Source organism: Microbacterium helvum, from assembly GCF_014779795.1.
Classification (GTDB): Bacteria; Actinomycetota; Actinomycetes; order Actinomycetales; family Microbacteriaceae; genus Microbacterium; species Microbacterium helvum.
The window spans coordinates 186,676-205,238 of sequence record NZ_JACXZS010000007.1 but is presented as its reverse complement, the minus strand read 5'-3'; the positions used below and the strand labels follow the sequence as shown (position 1 = coordinate 205,238).

The following is an 18,563-nucleotide window of genomic DNA, read 5'->3' as shown; positions in this document are numbered from 1 at the left end:
GTTCTGATCGACCTTTGAGATGGTGGATGCCGGGCGCCCGGCATCCACCATCTCAGTAGACCATGCCCATCGCGGCGCGCACCTCGTCGAGCGTGTGGTCGGCGACGGCGTTGGCCCGTGCGTTGCCCTCTCGGAGCACGGCAGCGGCGTCGGCGGACGACAGCGCGGCCCGTCTCTCGCGGTGCGGGCGCAGGTACTCGTTGACCGCCTCGGTGGTGAGCCGCTTGAGGGCGCCGCTTCCGGCCGCCCCGATCTCGGCGGCGACCTCGTGCGGCGTGCGGCCCTGGACGAGGGCCGCGGTGGCGAGCAGGCCGGCGACCCCGGGACGGTTCTCGGGGTCGTAGGCGATTTCGCGGTCGGAGTCGGTGCGGGCGCGGCGGATGGCAGCGGCGGTCTCGTCTTCGGTCATGCCGAGAGCGATGGCGTTGCCGTAGCTCTTCGACATCTTGCGCCCGTCGAGGCCGGGAAGCTCCGGCGCATCGGTCACCAGGGCGTCGACCATGATGATGCCGAACAGCGGACCGAGCAGCGCGCCGAGCCCGCCGAGGAAGTACACGATCACCACGGGCGAGTTGTACAGGTTCCACGGCAGGATCACGAGGCCGATGACCGCCGAGATGAGCGCGGCGCGACGGAAGTTCAGGTGCTTCGGGAACAGGTTCGTCAGCGCGTACGTCGGCGCCACGAAGTTGGCCATGAGGTTCACCGCGACCGTCAGGACGATGAGCGCGAGCGAGGCGAGCACGAGCAGCGCGGTGTGGGGGATCGCCGCCACGATGTCGGCGGGCGATTCGATGATGCGGCCGTCGATCGCGTACTGTGCGCCGGCGAGCGTGACGACGATGGCGCCGAACAGCAGCATGTTGGCCGGGATGCCCCAGAAGTTGCCGCGGACGATCGCCTTCTTGGACGTGGCGCCGCGCGTGAAGTCGCAGAAGTTGAGGACGAACGTGCCGTAGATCGCGATCCACAGCGCGGCGCCGCCGAAGATGTGGCCCCACATCTCGGCGCCCGTGAAGGCGCCCTCGGTCTGCCACGAGATCGTGAAGCCGGCCTCGGCGAGCATCCAGATCGCGAGAGCGAGGAAGGTGATGAGGATGATCGGCCCCGCGAAGGCCTCGTACTTGCGGATCATCTCCATGCCGTAGCTGACGATGATGACCTGCACGATCCACAGCGCGACGAACGTGATCCAGCCGAGAGTCGACAGGCCCAGGATGCTGTTCTCGTCGAGCGGCTGGAGGCCAGGGAAGACGGCGATGAGCGCGACGCGCAGCACGAGCGAGGCGAGGAAGGTCTGCACGCCGAACCATGCGATCGCCACGCCGCCGCGGACCAGGGCGGGGATCTGCGCGCCGTAGATGCCGAACGAGATGCGGCTCATGACGGGGAAGGGCACGCCAGTCTTCTCACCCATGAAGCCCGAGAGCGTCAGCAGCAGGAAGAGGAACACCGCCCCGATCGCGAGGGCGGCGAGCAGCTGCCAGCCACCCAGTCCCAGCGCGAAGAGCCCGATCGCGAAGGCGTAATTGCCGAGGCTGTGCACGTCGTTGGCCCACAGCGTGAAGATGCTGTAGGCGCTCCAGCTGCGGCCCGCGCGCTTGCTGGGGGGCGAGGTCGCGGTTGTACAGACGGGGGCTCGTCGACTCGGGGATCTCGTGGACCGTTCCGGTCATCGAGATCGCGGTGTGGGCGACGTGCTCGTTCGTCAGCTGTTCCGACACGGGGTTCTCCATCGATTCCGCGCGACGTCGATGTCGCGGCGCCCGATAAGTGTAAGAACGAAGCCAGGAATTCCACAAGGAAGAATTGCGTATCCACATCGTGGAATTCAGTGAGATTCGACCGAGCCGCGTAATAACCACGCCAGATCGTCGTCTCTAGGGCGGGGGAGACTGCCGGAGCCCCGGTCCGGCGCCCCGGCCGCGGGTCCCGAGCCCGTGGCTACCGGGGGAGCCGGCATCTCGCGTCGGCCCCCCGGTCAACTCAGCCCTGGACCACCCGTCAGCGTCGCGCCGACGCCGTGATCGTGAACTTCGCGTTGCGCGCGATCTGCCGCGTCGGTCCGACGAGGCGCTCGAGTGCCGGCCGGTACTGCAGCCCCGAGTTCCACACCGTCCACAGTTCGCCGCCGACGCGCAGCGCGCGTGCCGCCTCGGCGAACATCCGCGGCGCGATGCCCTCGTGCACGGCGGCGCCGGAATGGAACGGCGGGTTGAGCGCGATGAACGCCGCGGATCCGTCGGCTTGCGCGCCCAGCATGTCGTCGCGGACGATCGAGACGCGCTCGGCGACCCCGTTCGCCGCCGCGGTGGCGCGCGCCGAGGCCACGGCGACGGCCGACTGGTCGCACCCGATCACCTTGAGCGAAGGATGCCGCAGAGCCAGCGTCGTGGCGATGACGCCGGTCCCGCACGCGAGGTCGATGACGCTGCCGTCGGCCGGGAGGCGGGCCGGAAGATGGTCCAGCAGGAACCGGGTGCCGATGTCGACGGCGGTGCCTGCGAAGGCTCCGCCGAAAGCGCACACGACCAGCCCGTCGTGGGTCGCGCAGGCCGGAGCCGGGTCGCGGCCGGCCCCCGGGTCGCGCGCGATGAGGACGCGGGACTTCTGGCGGGCGAGGGTGACGTCCAGGTGTGCGAAGTCGGCGCGCAGCACATCGTTCATCACGAGTGTCATGTGCTTGACTCGGCCTCCTGCGAACACGACGACATCGCGTGACGCGTGCGCGGCGAGCAGGCCGGCGATGTCGCGGAGCGCGTCGAGCGAGCGCGGCAGACGGAGCAGCACGACACGCGCATCGCGCACGAGATCCGCGTCGAGCGCGCGGGATGCGAACGTCCCGTCCAACCCGGACGCGTTCGCGTTCGCGTGCAGCGCCCGCTCGCCGGTGAGCGGGTCCTGGTGGACGCGGATGCCGCGTGCGCCGGCCGCGGCAGAGCCGAGCGTGAGCGCACCATAGGCGTCGCCGATCACCACCAGCCGACCATCGTCCGCCTCGGCACGCGCGGCGGCGGATTCGTCGAGGATCAGCCGGTCGGCGGCATCCACCGCGACGAGATCGGGTGCCTCGACATCGGGCCGGCGGCGCAGGCTGTCGAGCGAGAACGTCACCGCTCCACGGTAGCGGGCTAGCATTTACCCCGTGTCGTCCGAGCGTCCCTTCAGTCCTGTCATCTCGCTGCTCACCGTGGCGAGCGTATGGGACGCGCACCTCGGCGCTCAGCTGCGAGACCTCGGGCTCACCACGCGCAAGTACGGTCTGCTCGCCCACATCCGCTCGACGCCGGGCATCTCGTTCAGTGAGCTGGCGCGTCGCTCGCAGGTGACGGTCCAGTCCGCCCACACGGCGGTGCAGGCGCTCGTCGGTGACGGGCTCGTCGCGGACGCCACCGCGCATGCGGGGGCCGCGTCGGACCTGCGCGTGACCGCGCGCGGAGGCGAGGTGCTGCAGGCCGCCGAGCAGCGGCTCGCCGCGCTCGACGCCGGGCTGGCCGCCGGGGCGCCGGACCTGGCGGCGGCGCTGCGGGGACTGCACGAGGAGCCGATCGGCCTCGCGGGCGAGGCGCACGGCTGACCTTCAGAAAGCCTGAAGCACTTTCAGTTAGGCTGAAGGTGTGTTCCGAACCCCTCACACCCTCTTCCGTGCCCTCGCGATCGCCGAGGCGATCTCGTGGACGCTCCTCATCGTCGGACTGATCGTCCGGGCCACGACCGACTGGGCGCTCGGCGTCACGATCGGCGGCGGCATCCACGGCTTCATCTTCCTGTCATACGGCGCGACCGTGATCCTGGTCGCCCTCAACAACCGCTGGCGCGTAGGGCCCACCGTCGTCGCGCTCGTGAGCGCCATCGTCCCGTACGCGACCATTCCCGCCGAGATCTGGCTGCAGCGCACCGGCCGGCTCGCGGGCGCGTGGCGCCTCGAAGCGACCGACGACCCGCGAGACGGACGCTGGTACGACCGGCTGATGCGCTGGTTCCTGCGCCGGCCCTGGGTGCTCGGCGTCCTCATCGCCCTCGCCGTAGTGGCGCTGTTCGCCGTGCTGCTCATCATCGGACCGCCCGGCGGACGCGACTGACTCGGGTGTGACCGGCTCAGCGGGGCGGCAGCTGCTGCAGCGTCCAGGTGTTGCCGTCGGGGTCGTCGAACTGCACGAACCGTCCCCACGCCTGCTCGTCCACCCCGCGGGCGTCGACGTCGACGCCCTTCAGATGTGCCAGAGCCTCGTCGGCGTCGGCGACCACGAGCTGCACCGTCTTCTGCCTGCCGGGCTCCAGATCGATGCCGAGACCCGTCCCGAACGCGATCGAGCAGGCAGAACCGGGTGGCGTCACCTGCACGAAGCGCAGACCGTCGAACGGGGTCTGGTCGTGGTCGACGTTCCAGCCGATCCGTTCGTAGAACTCCTTGGCGCGGTCGACATCCGTGACCGGCACGAAGATGAGCTCGATCTTCCAGTCCATGGTTCTCCCTCTTCTTGCTGAACGGGTCCCCTCCGAGCCTGACGCTACGCCCGGTCGCCGACATCCACGCGGTGTCGAACTGTTTCGCCCGCTGGGGAATACCTGCAGATCTCTCCCGTTGAACTTGACATCGCCTGTGTCAAGTTCATAACTTGATACCTGTCCACTCAAGTTTCAGGAGAGCGGGAATGCCCGAAGACTTCAACTCCCAGCCCGGTGACGGCAGCGCGTTCGACGACTTCCTGGCGCGCTACCTCGCGGGGGAGCGCGCCCGAGCGGAGCGCTCGATCGACCTCAGCCGCTTCCTCGGCGCACGCACGCAGGAGCTGCTGCAGCGCGCCGGCAAGTATGCGCTCGACCGCGGCCAGCGCGAGCTCGACGCCCTGCACGTGCTCCGCATCCTCGCCGCCGAGGCGCCCGCGCGCGAGGCGATCCGTGGCATCGGCGCCGACCCCGACGCGATCGTCCGGGCCACCGAGGAGCGTCTGCCGGCAGCATCCGCCCCAGCCGACGTCGACGGCGCCGTGATCACGCCGTCCGTGCAGCGTGCGCTGTTCCACTCGTTCCAGGTGGCGCGTTCGTCGGGTTCGACGTACGTCGACCCCGAGCACCTCTTCTTCGCCCTCGTGCTCGCGCAGGACACGCCCGCCGGCCAGGTGCTGGCGCGTGCCGGCGTCACCGCCGAGGCGCTCACGCAGGGGGCGCGCGAGACGGTGACGCCGTCGGGGACGACGTCGACCGACGGAGAGCAGGATGCCGCGGCATCCGCCTCTCCGATGCTCGACACCTACGGCACCGACCTGACCGCACGCGCACTCGCGGGCGAGCTCGACCCCGTGATCGGCCGCGCCGACGAGATCGAGCAGACGATCGAGATCCTCAGCCGCCGCACCAAGAACAACCCGGTGCTCGTCGGCGAGGCGGGCGTCGGCAAGACCGCGATCGTCGAGGGCCTGGCGCAGGCGATCGTCGACGGCGCCGTCCCCGAGCAGTTGCTCGGCAAGCGCGTCGTCGCCCTCGACCTGCCGGCCATGCTCGCCGGCACCCGCTACCGCGGCGACTTCGAGGAGCGCCTCACCAAGACGATGGACGAGATCTCCGCCCGCAAGGGCGAGCTCATCGTGTTCATCGACGAGGTGCACACCGTGGTGGGCGCCGGTGGTGCGGGCGACGGCGGCATGGACGCCGGCAACATCCTCAAGCCGCGTCTGGCACGTGGTGAGCTGCACCTCGTGGGCGCCACGACGCTCAAGGAGTACCGCGTCATCGAGAAGGACCCGGCGCTGGAGCGGCGCTTCCAGCCGGTGCGCGTCGGCGAGCCGTCGATCGAGGACGCCGTCCTGATCCTGCGCGGTCTCAAGCCCGCGTACGAGGAGCACCACGGCATCGTCTACACCGACGAGGCGCTGCGCGCCGCCGTCGAACTGAGCGACCGGTACCTGAGCGAGCGCGTGCTGCCCGACAAGGCCATCGACCTCATCGACCAGGCCGGCGCGCGCCTGCGGCTGAGCCTCGGATCGAAGGTGGACGTGAGCGCGCTCGTGGAGCGCCTCGCGACGCTGGAGGCCGACAAGAACGCCGCCGTCTCGGCCGAGCACTACGAAGAGGCCTCGCAGATCCGCGACCAGATCGCCGAGGTGCAGGAGCGCCTCGAGCGCGCCACCGCCGCCGGCGCCGCGACCACCACCGCCGCGATCGTCGACGAGCCCGAGATCGCGGCCGTGATCAGCCGGGCCACCGGCATCCCGGTCAACCGCCTCACCGAGACCGAGCGCGAGCGTCTCGCCTCGCTCGAGGACGAGCTGCACGATCGCGTGATCGGGCAGGACGACGCTGTGACGGCGGTCGCCAAGGCCGTGCGCCGCAACCGCACCGGCATGGGCGATGCCCGCCGCCCGGTGGGCTCGTTCCTGTTCCTCGGCCCCACCGGCGTCGGCAAGACCGAGCTGGCCAAGGCGCTCGCGGCGAGTCTCTTCGACGACGAGACCGCCGTCGTCCGCTTCGACATGAGCGAGTTCGGCGAGCGCCACACGGTGTCGCGTCTCGTCGGAGCCCCTCCCGGATACGTCGGGTACGACGAGGCCGGCCAGCTCACCGAGCGCGTGCGGCGCAACCCGTACTCGATCGTGCTGTTCGACGAGATCGAGAAGGCGCACCCCGACGTGTTCAACCTGTTGCTGCAGGTGCTCGACGACGGGCGCCTCACCGACGGGCAGGGCCGCACGGTCGACTTCCGCAACACGGTGGTCGTCATGACCTCGAACCTCGGGTCGGAGTTCCTCGCCTCGCGCGGCGGCGCCATCGGCTTCCTCGCCGACGGCGGCGGCTCGACGGGCTTCGGCTCGGAGAAGGACCTGCGCGACCGCGTGTTCGCGAAGCTCCGCGAGGCGATGCGGCCCGAGTTCCTCAACCGCATCGACGAGATCGTGCTGTTCCGCAAGCTCGAGAAGCCGCAGCTGCAGAGCATCGTGCGGCTGCTGCTGGCGGCTTCCGATTCCCGCCTCGCCAAGCGCGACGTGGGTCTGGTCGTCACCGACGAGGCCGTCGCCTGGCTCGCTGAGCACGGGTACGAGCCGGAGTACGGCGCCCGGCCGCTGCGCCGGCTGATCCAGCGCGAGGTCGACGACCGCATCGCCGATCTGTTCGTGACCGGCGCGCTGGTCGACGGCGGGACGGTGACGGTGGATGCCGCAGCCGACGCCTTGACGGTCCTCGCGGCCGCGCCGTTCGCGACCGCTGCCTGATCCGCGTCCGACACCCGCGATGTCCGCATCGCGGGTGTCGGCGGCTCCTGCCAGAGTGGGAGCATGACCCGCATCGGTGCGATCTTCAACCCGTACACCCACACCCCGGACGAGTTCCACGACGCCGTGACCGCGGCGGAGCGGGCGCGCCTGCCGGAACTGTGGATCTGGGAGGACTGCTTCCGGCAGTCGGCGTTCGCGACGGCGGGTGCCGCCCTCGCCTGGACGGAGTCGCTGCGCATCGGGATCGGCATCGCCCCCATGCCGCTGCGCAACGTCGCCGCCACGGCGATGGAGATCGCGAGCATCGAGAGGCTTTTTCCCGGGCGTCTGCTGCCGGGCGTCGGCCATGGCGTGCTCGAGTGGATGGGGCAGGCGGGTGCGCGCGTGGCGTCGCCGCTGACCCTGATGCGCGAGTACGTCCCCGCACTGCGCGGGCTGGTCGCCGGTGAGCAGGTCACGACGACGGGACGCTACGTCACGCTCGACGCGGTGCAGCTGAACCACCCGCCGGTCACGCCGCCGCCGGTGTACGCCGCTGCCGAGGGGCCGAAGACGCTGCGCCTGAGCGGCGAGGTCGCCGACGGCACGGTGCTCGACAGCGGTCACACCGCCGCGGAGTATCAGACCGCCGTCGCGGCGATCCGCGGCGCCCGTGCCGAGGCCAGTCGGGGCGACGGCCACGACGTCGTCGCCTATGTGGTCACGGCATTCGGCGCGGACTCCGAGGCACGCGCGATCGCGGACGTGGGCGACAAGCCCGACCCGGCCGAGCGCGCGCTGTGGGGGGACCCGGCGCAGGTCGCCGCGGGTGCCCGACGTTACTTCGACGCCGGCGTAGACGACGTCGTGCTGCTTCCGGCGTCGCGCGGCGACATCGCCGAGTTCTACGCCGCAGCCGGCGAGGTGGCCCGCATCGTGGTGGGCGCATGAGCGCGGTCGTCTCGCTCGGCATCGCCGCGGCTGCCGGCGCCGATGTCGCCGCGCACCTCGCGCCGGCGGTCGAGCAGGCAGGCTTCCACGGGCTGTGGGTCAACGACACGCCGGGTGCCGACGCGCTGGGCGTGCTCGCGGCAGCCGCGAGCGTGACAGACCGCCTGGTGCTCGCCACCGGCGTGCTGCCGGTGGACCGACGCGGCACCGATGAGATCCTCGACCGCGTCGCTCACCTGGGTCTGCCGCAGCATCGCCTCGTGCTGGGCATCGGCTCGGGCACGCGGCCGGCGGGGGCTCTCGCGCGCGTGACCGAGGCGGCAGCCGCGCTGGAGGTGCAGTCGCAGGCCCGCATCGTCGTCGGCGCCCTCGGTCCCCGGATGCGGCGGCTCGCGGTGACGGCCGCCGACGGCGTGCTGCTGAGCTGGCTCACGCCGCATGCCGCCCGCTCGCAGGCCCGTGAAGCGCACGATCTCGCGCCGGGCGGCCACGTCGCGCTGTACGTCCGCGCCGCGACGGATGCGGCAGCGATCTCGCGGCTGGATGACGAGGCCGACCGCTACGCAGGCTACCCGGCGTACGCGGCGAACTTCGAGCGGCTGGGGATCGCCGCGGGCGACACGGTGATGCGCCCTGACGACATCGCGGACAGCATTGCGGCGTATCGCGAGGCCGTCGACGAGGTCGTGCTGCGCGCGATCGTCGCCGACGACACGGTCGACGCCTACCTGTCCTTCGTCGCTGCGGCTGCCGCCGTTCTGTGAGCGTGTCGGCGGCCGGTGCGAGAATCCCCTCATGCTGCTGCAGGAGCTCGTGACGGTCACGGATGCCGTCGTCGCGACCTCGTCCCGTCTGGCCAAGGTCGCCGCGCTCGCCGACGTGCTGCGCAGGCTCGACCGTGCGGAGATCGTACCCGCCGTCGGGTTCCTGCTCGCCTCGCCGCGGCAGGGTCGCCTGGGCGTCGGATGGCGAAGCGTCACGAACCTCGACGTGCCTCATGCGCAGAACCCGTCCCTCACCCTGAATGAAGTGGATGCCGCCCTCGACGCGCTCGCCGGCACCGACGGACCCGGATCGGTCGCCGCGCGCTCCGCCGAGCTGGAGCGGCTCGCACGCCGCGCCACGGCAGGGGAGTGGGACCTGCTCGCACGCATCATGCTCGGCGAACTGCGCACGGGCGCGCTCGAGGGCGTCCTGCTCGATGCGGTCGCGAAGGCCTCCGACCGCACACCGGCCGCTGTGCGGCGCGCGGCCATGCTGTCGGGTGACCTGGGCGAGACCGCACTGCTCGCGCTCACCGGCACCGCCGACGGACTCGACGCCGTCGGACTCCGCGTCGGCCGTCCCGTCATGCCGATGCTCGCGTCGACAGCCGGCAGCATCGCCGACGCCCTGGATGGGCTGGCCGCGGGCGGCGACCGCGTGGCGGCATCCATCGAGTACAAGCTCGACGGTGCCCGCATCCAGGTGCACCGCGACGGCGACGAGGTGCACGTCTACACGCGCAGCCTGGCGGAGATCACCCACCGCGTCCCCGAGATCGTCGACGCCGTGCGCGAACTCCCTGCCGAGCGCGTGATCCTCGACGGCGAGACGCTCACTCTCGACGAAGACGGTGCACCGCGCCCTTTCCAGGACACGATGGCGCGGTTCGGCTCCGAGACCGAAGCGGCGGCCGTGCTGCGGCCGTGGTTCTTCGACATCCTGCACCTCGACGGCGACGACCTCATCGACGCGCCGCTCTCGACGCGGCTCGACGCGCTCGCCCGCGTCGCCGGTGAGGCGCGGATGCCCGGCATCATCACCGACGATCCGGCGGTGGCTGAGGAATTCTCGCGCGAAGCGCTGGCCGCCGGGCACGAGGGCGTGATGGTCAAGACTCTCGACGCGCCGTACGCTGCCGGGCGCCGCGGAAAGGGCTGGCTCAAAGTGAAGCCCGTGCTCACCTACGATCTCGTGGTGCTCGCCGTCGAGCCCGGCTCGGGACGCCGCACCGGGATGCTGTCGAATCTGCACCTGGGCGCGCTCGATCCGACGGGGGAGTTCGGCGAACCGGGCGGATTCGTCATGGTGGGCAAGACGTTCAAGGGCCTGACCGACGCCACCCTGCGCTGGCAGACCGAGCACTTCCCCACGATCGAGACGCACCGTTCCGCCTACGCCCTGCACGTGCAGCCCGTCACCGTCGTCGAGATCGCGATCGACGGCGTGCAGCGCTCGGCGCGCTACCCCGGCGGGGTCGCGCTGCGGTTCGCCCGTGTCAAGGGCTACCGCCCCGACAAGCGTCCCGACGAGGCCGACACGATCCAAGCCCTGCGCGCGCTGCTGCGGGGCTGAACCGCCTCGGCGCGGTGCCCGCCGCGTCGCCGTCGCGGTCGGTCGAATCGATGCTGGTGCATGCGATCGACCGCTGGCTACGATGCGGCTCGGGGAAAGACCGCGCCGCGCATCGATGCTGCGGCCGGCTGGGGAAGGGGAACACCACCATGGCTCGAACGCGCCCATTTCGCGTGCTCGCAGGACCGGCCGCAGCGCTGCTGCTGATCGGAGGAGGGGCGACTGCGGCGTTCGCCGATCAGCTCGTCATCGACGGGGACGGGCTCGCTCCCGTACTGGGGCCCGACGGCCAGGCCGCGGAGGTCGCCGCCTGCACCGACCAGCCCGTCACCTTCACGGTGCTCATCGCGGCGCGGCGGAACGGGGGAGACAACGTCACCTTCGCGAACGGAAGCACGGTCACGGTGTCCGTCGACTCCGCGGACGCGTCCATGACGGTGGCTCTGCCCGAGGATCCCACGATCACCGTGCTCAGCAACTGGCAGACGCGGACGAACGGCACCCTGTCAACGGACTACATCGCCGCGAGCATCACACTGCCTGCCCAGACTGCGGCAGGTGGCGGCGCGGTGACCTTCCGAGCCACCGGTCCACGCGTGTCCGATGGCCAAAACCACACGCAGACGAAAGACGTCTCCGTGAGCTGGGGTGCACCGCAGAAGTGCATCCTGGACAGCACGCCGCCGGTGGTGACGGTTCCCTCCGGGGTCACCGCCGAGGCGACAGGTTCCGCGGGCGCGGTCGTGACCTTCGTGGCCTCTGCGACGGACGAGACGGCGCCCGCCGCGCCGGAGGTGAGCTGCACGCCCGCCTCGGGATCGGTGTTCGCGCTCGGCGACACGAAGGTCGACTGTTCGGCCACCGACGCCGCGAACCACACCGCGACGGCGTCGTTCTTCGTCCATGTCGTCGACACGACGGCTCCAGTCGTCGGCCCGGTCACGGACATCGGCATCGAGGCCACGGGCGCAGGCACCCTCGTGACGTGGGATGCGCCGGCCGTCTTCGACGCTGTGTCCGACGGACTGAGCGCTGACTGCCTGCCGGCGTCGGGAGCGATCTTCCCCGTCGGGACCACGACCGTCACCTGCGCCGCCACCGACGCGGCGCACAACACCGGCTCGACGAGCTTCACCGTGACGGTGTCGGACACCACGGCCCCGAGCATCGTCGTTCCCGGTGACATCCAGCGCGAGGCCGACGGGCCGCTGGGCACGCAGGTCGCCTTCACGGCGACCGCGCTGGATCTCGTCGACGGTGCACTGCCGGTCCACTGCGTGCCCGCATCGGGCACGGTGTTCGCAGTCGGGGTCACCTCGGTCGAGTGCAGCGCCGCCGATGCGGCGGGCACCATCGCCGTGGGCCGCTTCGAGATCCGGATCGTGGACACCACCCCGCCGGTCGTCACCGTTCCGGCTCTCGACCCGATCGAGGCCACCGGACCAGGCGGCGCCCCGGCGAGCTTCACGTCGACGGCCTTCGACACCGTCGACGGCGCGCTTCCGGTGACCTGTGACGCGGCATCCGGCGACACCTTCGCACTCGGCGCGACGACCGTGACGTGCACAGCCGAGGATGCGGCGGGCAACGTCGGCGAAGCGAGCTTCGTCATCTCGGTCGTCGACACGACGGCGCCGGTGTTCGCGCCGCAGGCGGACCTCGAGGTCGAAGCGACCGGCCCGCTCGGCGCACCGGCGAGCTACGAACCCACCGCGACGGACCTCGTCGACGCCCAGGTCGAGGTCGTGTGCGACTCGGTCTCGGGGTCGACCTTCGCCCTGGGCGAGACGGCCGTGAGCTGTTCTGCCGCCGATCACGCGGGCAACACGGCGGTGCTCGCCTTCGTGGTCCGCGTCGTCGACACGAAGCCGCCGACCATCACGTGGGTGGGTGGACCCGTCGACGGAGCGACGTACGTGTACGGCAGCGTGCCGCCGGCCGGCTCGTGCACGGCGGTCGACCTCGTCGACGGTGCTGTGGCGTGCGCGGTCGGAGACAGCGGTCCCGCCACCGGCGCGCACACGCTCACCGCGACTGCGGTCGATGCACACGGCAACGCCGCGGCCGCGCAGCGCCACTACACGATCGCCGCGTGGACCCTCGGCGGCTTCTTCCAGCCTGTCGACGTGAACGGCACCTGGAACTCGGTGAAGGGCGGCGCCACGGTGCCGCTCAAGTTCGAGGCGTTCGCCGGCTCGACCGAGCTGACCTCCGTCACCGCGGTCCAGGGGTTCACGGTCAAGGGCGTCGCGTGCCCGGGCAGCGGCACCGCGACCGATGACATCGAGCTGACGACGACGGGCGGCACGAGCCTGCGTTACGACGCGACGGCCGGACAGTTCATCCAGAACTGGCAGACGCCCAAGTCGCCGGGTTCGTGCTACAAGGTCACGATGACCACGCTCGACGGATCGAGCATCAGCGCCCTGTTCAAGCTGAAGTAGACCGCGCACACGCGAGAGGCATCGGGACGCGGCATCCCGATGCCTCTCGCACTGCCCACCGAAGCGGTTCGGGCATGATGGCGTCATGCGCATCGTCGTGCTCACCGGTGCCGGCATCTCGGCCGAGAGCGGGATACCCACGTTCCGCGGCCCCGACGGACTGTGGGAGGGCCACCGCGTCGAGGACGTCGCGACGCCCGAAGGCTACGCTGCCGACCCCGACACGGTGCTCGCGTTCTACGACGCCCGGCGCCGCGCGTTGGCGGGCGTGGCGCCGGGCGCCGCTCACCGTGCGCTCGCGCGGCTGGAGGGTGCGATCGGCGACGATCTGCTCGTCGTGACGCAGAACGTCGACGACCTGCACGAACGCGCGGGCACCCGAAATCTCGTTCACATGCACGGAGAGCTGCGCCGTGCCCGGTGTCCGGCGTGCGGGGCGAGGCCGGCATGGGACGCCGACCTGATCGACCGGCCCGCGTGCCCCGGGTGCGGAGAACGGATGCTGCGACCCGATGTCGTGTGGTTCGGCGAGATGCCGTACGACCTCGATCGCATCGAGCAGGCGGTGGTCGCGTGCGAGGTGTTCGTATCGATCGGGACCTCGGGTGAGGTCTACCCCGCGGCGGGCTACATCGCGCTGGCCGCCGCATTCGGAGCGCGGACCGTGGAGCTCAACCTCGAGCCGACTGATCCGGCTGTGCCATTCGATGACGCGCGTGCGGGGCGGGCGGGGGAGCTCGTCCCGGCGTGGGTGGATGAGGTGCTCGCGGCGCGGGCGTGAACGACCCCGGCAGACCGAGGGCGCCGGGTGGAAGCATCCACCCGGCGCCCTCGATCACGAGCCGCGCGTCACATGCGCATGCCGCCGGACCTCACCCGCGACAGCGCATCGACGGTCGCCGCGAGGATCAGCACGCCACCGGTCACCAGCAGGTTGATGCCGGCGGGCAGGTTGAGCAGGCCGAGCCCATTGGTGATCGTCGCGATCACCAGTGCGCCGATGGCTGCGTGGACCAGGCGACCGCGCCCGCCGAAGAGGCTGACGCCGCCGACCACGGCCGCCGCGACACCCGACAGCACGATGTCGCGTCCGACGGTGGCGTCGACGGCGCCGACGCGGGCGACGCTGAGCAGACCTGAGAACACCGCGAGCGCCGAGCAGATCACGAACGCCCACCACTTGATCCAGCGGACCTTGACGCCCGAGCGGCGCGCGGCCTCGGCGTTGCCGCCGATCGCGTAGAGGTAGCGGCCGAACTTGGTGCGGTCGAGCAGGAACGTGCCCAGCCACAGCAGGGTCAGCACGATGGGAACCACGATCGGCACCCCGGCGACCTCGACGAGACCCTGGCCACGGTTCTCGTTGAGGAAGTAGACGACCACCCCTCCGCCGACCGCGATCGCCGCGAGCTTGATGAACACCAGCGACAGCGCACGGTTCGGCACTCCGGCGCGCCTGCGGCGCGCGCGGTCCCAGAACGCGGTGCCGCCGGAGATCAGCAGCATGATGACCAGCATCACCCAGCCGCCCCAGACCGGCAGGTTGCCGTTCTGCAGCGCGATCAGCTCGGGCACTTCGAGACGGAACTGGCCGCCCGAGCCGATGACGACGAGGGCCAGGCCCTGGAACCCGAGGAACAGACCCAGCGTGACGACGAACGAGGGGATGCCCACCCGTGCCACGAAGAAGCCGATCAGGGCGCCGGTCGCGAAGCCGAAGCCGAAGCCGATGAGCAGCGCGAGCGGCCACGGCACGTGGAACTGTGCGTTCAGCACCACGAACAGGGCCATGCCGACACCGCCGGTTACACCCGCTGACAGGTCGATCTCGCCGAGCAGGAGGACGAAGACGAGAGCGATGCCCAGCACCACGAGCGTCGCCGCCTGGTTCATGAGGTTCGCGAAGTTGCGCTCGGTGAGGAAGTAGGGGCTCAGGATCGAGAACAGGATGCCGAGCACGACAAGGCCGCCGACCGCGGGGAGCGCCCCCATGTCGCCGCCGCGCACGCGCTGCCACCATGCCGAGAGCTGGTCCGAGAGGCCGCCCTCCACGCCGCTGCCGATGAGGTCGCCGGCGACGGGATCGGGCGAGGCCTCAGTCCGGGTCACGCTGCTGGTCATTCCGCGCCTCCTTCGGTGCGAATCGTGGACGTGTCGATGATGCCGACGCCGCTCTGCGGCGACTTCGTGCCCGTGATGTAGCCGACGATGTCGTCGCGGGTGGTCTCGGCGGTCGGGATCTGCGCGACCATCTGCCCGAGGTAGAGGACCGCGATGTCGTCGGCGACGGCGAACACGTCGGCGAGGTTGTGGCTGATGAGCACGACGGCGACGCCCTGCTCGGAGAGCCGCTTCACGAGGTTGAGCACCTGCTCGGTCTGGGCGACGCCCAGGGCGGCGGTCGGCTCGTCGAGGATGACCACGCGGGCCTTCTTGAGCACGGCGCGGGCGATCGCGACCGTCTGGCGCTGACCTCCCGACAGGCTCGAGACCTTCTGGCGGACGGACTTGACCGTGCGCACCGACAGCGAGCGGAGCGTGTCGGACGCCTCTTTCTCCATGCGGCCCTCGTCGAAGGTGCCGAACGAGAGCTCCTCGCGACCGAGGAACATGTTCTGCACGATGTCGAGGTTGTCGCACAGTGCGAGGTCCTGGTAGACGACCTCGATGCCGAGACCCGCGGCATCGCGCGGGGCGTGCAGGTCGCGGTGCTGCCCGTCGATGAGGACTTCGCCCTCGTCGTAGGGCTGGACGCCCGCGAGGCCCTTGATGAGCGTGGACTTGCCGGCGCCGTTGTCGCCGACGAGGGCGGTCACCTTGCCGGGGCGCACGACGAGGTCGACGCCCTTGAGGACGCTCACCGGGCCGAAGGACTTCTTGATGCCGACCAGCTGGATGATCGGCTCCGCGTCGCTGCCGACGGAGGCATGGACGATGGGCGGGGAAATGGTGTCTGACATGCTCGCTTCCTTGCGGGGTTCGGGTCCGGGTTCACGGTGCATGCGAGGGCGCCGCGCCTGTCGACGCGACACCCTCGCTGTGCGGACGGGACCTTACTTGGTGACCCCGTACTGGTCGCACGCCGCCATGACGTCGGCGGTGCAGACGTCGTCGTACGACGCGTCGCCGGCGGCGACGACGTCCTTGACCTGGTCGGGTCCGACGAGCTGCGGGGTGACCTGGATGTACGGCGTGCCGTCGTCGAGCTTGGCGCTCGTGGAGGGCTTGTCACCGTTCAGCAGCGACACGGCGGTCTCGACCGCGGCGGTCGCCTCGTCCTTGACCGGCTTGTACACCGTGGCGGTCTGCCAGCCGAGCAGGATGTTCTGCAGGCCCGCGACGTTCGCGTCCTGACCCGACACGGCCACGCCGGTCAGGTTGTTGTCCTGCAGGACCTTGATGACGCCGGCCGCGTTGGTGTCGTTGGCGACCCACACGCCGTCGACCTTGCCGCCGAGCGAGGTGAGCGCCTGCTCGAAGTTGGTCTGCGACTTGGCCTGGTCCCACACACCGGTCGGCTCGGCGGCCGGCTTGATGCCCGCGGCCTCCATGACCGACACGGCGCCGTCGTGGAACATGGCGGCGTTGCCGTCGGTCGGGTCGCCGCCCATGTACACGACGACGGCGGTCGCCGGGTCCTTGCCGGCGGTCTTGAGGCCGTCGAGGACCGTCTGGCCCTCCATCTCTCCGACCTTCACGTTGTCGAACGAGACGTAGTAGTCGGCGCCGGTGAAGGGGCGGTCGTAGGCGATCACGGGGATGCCCTCGGCCTTCGCCTTCTCGGCGACGGCCTCGGCCGCGCCCTGGTAGTCGACGAGGAGCATGACGCCGCAGCCCTTGGTGAGCTGCTGGTCGGCGATCGTCGAGTACTTGTTGACGTCGCCCTGAGCGTTCTGGATGTCGGCGTCGAAGCCGGCGTCCTTCAGGCCCTCCTCGAGGTACTTGTGGTCGAAGTTCTCCCAGCGCGGCGACGAAGCCGCGTCAGGCAGGATGACACACGCGCGACCTGCGGTGTCGGCACCGGCGTCGGTGCTGCCGTTGTCGTCGCCGGAGTTGCTGCTGCTGGAACAGCCGGCGAGCGCCATGGCCGCGACACCCGTGAGGGCGGCGACGGCCAGGAGTGAAGACTTCTTCATCTTTTGCCTTTCGTCATTGAAGCGAGCGGGTGATCCAGGAGCGTCCCTGTGTTCATCGCTGAAGCGATCATTGACGATGACGATTCTTGTCGTCAAGTCTTGAACGTAACGCTTTGGCAACGCACAGGGATACGGAGCGATGTCGCCGGGCGCGAGATTGCGCAGAGAGCGCTTACCGTGCAGATTGCACAGCGTGCGGCATCCAAGCAGTCATTTCTGCGCAGCGCAAAGAGAGCGTCGATGGATGCCGCCACCGCCCGTGTTCGTCAAGTGAAGGCAGCGGCGGGTCGCACGATTCAGGCGCGTCCGGTCGCCGCGCGGGTGCGGCGTGACAGCGAGTCGACGATGACGGCGAGCACGAGCACCACGCCGGTGACCATGAACTGCACCGACGAGTCGAGGTTGAGCAGCGTCAGACCCGACGAGATGGACTGGATCACGACGATGCCGACGAGGGCCGAGAAGGCCGATCCGCGACCGCCGAACAGGCTCGTGCCGCCGATCACGGCCGCGGCGATCGCGTTGAGGTTTACGTCGCCGGTGCCCGAGCTCTGATTGGCCGAGGCGAGCCGCGCGGCCGCCAGGATGCCGCCCACCGCCGCGAGCGTCGAGCACAGGGCGAACACCGAGAGGTAGATGCGATCGACACGGATGCCCGCACGGCGGGCCGCCTCGACGGAGCCGCCGACGGCGTAGACGGAGCGCCCCCACCGCGTGCGCGTGAGCAGGAAGTTCATGACGACCACGAGAGCCAGGAAGAACAGGAACATCACGCCGACCCCACGGTCCAGCGAGAGATACCAGATCGCCGCCACCACGAACAGCAGCAGCAGGCCGCTGCGCACCGCGATCGACGCGTAGCCCTGGCTCACGAGGTTGGCTGCCGCCCGCCGCTGGGCGTGTCGCACACGGGACCACGCGTACACGCCGACGGAGACCACGGCGAGGGCGTACGCCGCCCAGGGCGGCAGGAACAGCTGCTGCGCGAACTGCACGATCCAGGAGTCGAACGGGATCGCGATCGACCCCGTCCTGCCGAGCACCCACAGCTGCAGCCCGAGGAACCCGAGCAGCCCGGCCAGCGTGATGACGAAGCTCGGCAGCCCGAATCGGGTGAACAGATAGCCGTAGAGGAGCCCGACCAGGCACCCGATCGCCAGGGCGGCGACGAGCGAGAGCACGAGGTTCCACTGCAGCTGCACGAAGGTGACCGCGAGCACCGCGGCCGCGAGCCCCGACACCGATCCGACCGACAGGTCGATCTCACCGACGAGCAGCACGACCACCACGCCCAGGGCGATGGTGCCGATCGCGGCACACTGCATCGTGAGGTTGACGAGGTTCTCGCTGGAGAGGAACGCCGGGTTGAGCGCCTCGAAGACCGTCCAGATGACGACGATGCCGAGGACGACCGGCAGCGCGCCGAGGTCGCCGCCGCGGATGCGCGCCACAAAGCCCTCGAGCAGTCCGCGGATGCTGCTGCCGCTGAGCAGCCGCTCGTC

The 18,563-nt window shown here is 70.4% G+C and carries 15 protein-coding genes and 1 pseudogene; 8 read left to right on the top strand and 8 right to left on the bottom strand.

The window, feature by feature from the left end:
- Window positions 1-52 precede the first annotated feature (52 nt).
- The 3 genes and pseudogenes from IF188_RS20170 to IF188_RS12280 form a co-directional block, all read right to left on the bottom strand.
- Window positions 53-502 carry a tryptophan--tRNA ligase gene (locus IF188_RS20170; RefSeq protein ID WP_224751822.1) on the bottom strand — a complete coding sequence of 150 codons (450 nt, stop codon included), beginning with the start codon at window positions 500-502 and terminating at the stop codon, window positions 53-55.
- Window positions 494-1,676 (bottom strand): annotated as a pseudogene (locus tag IF188_RS12285) (cytosine permease); the annotation flags it as partial. The pseudogene IF188_RS12285 and the gene IF188_RS20170, both read right to left, overlap by 9 nt.
- Before the next feature lie 328 nt (window positions 1,677-2,004).
- Complete coding sequence (locus tag IF188_RS12280; RefSeq protein WP_191172093.1) at window positions 2,005-3,114, bottom strand: class I SAM-dependent methyltransferase; 1,110 nt, start codon at window positions 3,112-3,114, stop codon at window positions 2,005-2,007.
- Between the two features lie 31 nt (window positions 3,115-3,145).
- On the opposite strand from IF188_RS12280, the gene IF188_RS12275 reads away from it, so the two are divergent.
- Both IF188_RS12275 and IF188_RS12270 read left to right on the top strand, forming a co-directional pair.
- Window positions 3,146-3,577 carry a MarR family winged helix-turn-helix transcriptional regulator gene (locus IF188_RS12275; RefSeq protein WP_191172092.1) on the top strand — a complete coding sequence of 144 codons (432 nt, stop codon included), beginning with the start codon at window positions 3,146-3,148 and terminating at the stop codon, window positions 3,575-3,577.
- A 40-nt stretch (window positions 3,578-3,617) separates the two neighbouring features.
- On the top strand, window positions 3,618-4,082 hold the full coding sequence (locus tag IF188_RS12270; protein ID WP_191172091.1) for a DUF3817 domain-containing protein: 465 nt from the start codon (window positions 3,618-3,620) through the stop codon (window positions 4,080-4,082).
- A gap of 16 nt (window positions 4,083-4,098) precedes the next feature.
- Here IF188_RS12270 and IF188_RS12265 read toward each other — a convergent pair whose 3' ends face one another.
- The gene (locus IF188_RS12265; RefSeq protein WP_191172090.1) at window positions 4,099-4,467 is read right to left on the bottom strand and encodes a VOC family protein; all 369 of its coding nucleotides are present in this window, start codon (window positions 4,465-4,467) and stop codon (window positions 4,099-4,101) included.
- A gap of 188 nt (window positions 4,468-4,655) precedes the next feature.
- Between IF188_RS12265 and IF188_RS12260 the strand changes: the two genes are divergently transcribed.
- The 6 genes from IF188_RS12260 to IF188_RS12235 all read left to right on the top strand — a co-directional run bounded on the left by IF188_RS12260 (window position 4,656) and on the right by IF188_RS12235 (window position 13,706).
- The gene (locus IF188_RS12260) at window positions 4,656-7,211 is read left to right on the top strand and encodes an ATP-dependent Clp protease ATP-binding subunit (RefSeq protein WP_191172089.1); all 2,556 of its coding nucleotides are present in this window, start codon (window positions 4,656-4,658) and stop codon (window positions 7,209-7,211) included.
- Window positions 7,212-7,274: 63 nt separating this feature from the next.
- On the top strand, window positions 7,275-8,144 hold the full coding sequence (locus IF188_RS12255) for an LLM class flavin-dependent oxidoreductase (protein WP_191172088.1): 870 nt from the start codon (window positions 7,275-7,277) through the stop codon (window positions 8,142-8,144).
- A complete protein-coding gene (locus IF188_RS12250) occupies window positions 8,141-8,908 on the top strand; it encodes an LLM class flavin-dependent oxidoreductase (protein WP_191172087.1) in 768 nt (255 codons plus the stop codon). Before IF188_RS12255 ends, IF188_RS12250 begins: the two co-directional genes overlap by 4 nt.
- A gap of 31 nt (window positions 8,909-8,939) precedes the next feature.
- Window positions 8,940-10,481, top strand: a complete 1,542-nt coding sequence (locus IF188_RS12245) for an ATP-dependent DNA ligase (protein ID WP_191172086.1) — start codon at window positions 8,940-8,942, stop codon at window positions 10,479-10,481.
- A gap of 149 nt (window positions 10,482-10,630) precedes the next feature.
- Window positions 10,631-12,925, top strand: a complete 2,295-nt coding sequence (locus IF188_RS12240; RefSeq protein WP_191172085.1) for an HYR domain-containing protein — start codon at window positions 10,631-10,633, stop codon at window positions 12,923-12,925.
- Window positions 12,926-13,010: 85 nt separating this feature from the next.
- Window positions 13,011-13,706: an NAD-dependent deacylase gene (locus tag IF188_RS12235; RefSeq protein ID WP_191172084.1), complete on the top strand. Its 696-nt coding sequence runs from the start codon at window positions 13,011-13,013 to the stop codon at window positions 13,704-13,706.
- A 68-nt stretch (window positions 13,707-13,774) separates the two neighbouring features.
- Here IF188_RS12235 and IF188_RS12230 read toward each other — a convergent pair whose 3' ends face one another.
- The 4 genes from IF188_RS12230 to IF188_RS12215 all read right to left on the bottom strand — a co-directional run bounded on the left by IF188_RS12230 (window position 13,775) and on the right by IF188_RS12215 (window position 18,554).
- Window positions 13,775-15,046 (bottom strand): sugar ABC transporter permease, encoded by a 1,272-nt coding sequence (locus IF188_RS12230; protein ID WP_191172083.1) that lies wholly within the window; start codon window positions 15,044-15,046, stop codon window positions 13,775-13,777.
- A complete protein-coding gene (locus IF188_RS12225) occupies window positions 15,043-15,885 on the bottom strand; it encodes an ATP-binding cassette domain-containing protein (RefSeq protein WP_191172082.1) in 843 nt (280 codons plus the stop codon). The genes IF188_RS12230 and IF188_RS12225 overlap by 4 nt, the downstream gene beginning before the upstream one ends.
- Before the next feature lie 93 nt (window positions 15,886-15,978).
- Window positions 15,979-17,061 (bottom strand): sugar ABC transporter substrate-binding protein, encoded by a 1,083-nt coding sequence (locus IF188_RS12220; protein ID WP_191172081.1) that lies wholly within the window; start codon window positions 17,059-17,061, stop codon window positions 15,979-15,981.
- A 296-nt stretch (window positions 17,062-17,357) separates the two neighbouring features.
- The gene (locus IF188_RS12215; RefSeq protein ID WP_224751820.1) at window positions 17,358-18,554 is read right to left on the bottom strand and encodes a sugar ABC transporter permease; all 1,197 of its coding nucleotides are present in this window, start codon (window positions 18,552-18,554) and stop codon (window positions 17,358-17,360) included.
- Between the last annotated feature and the right edge of the window lie 9 nt (window positions 18,555-18,563).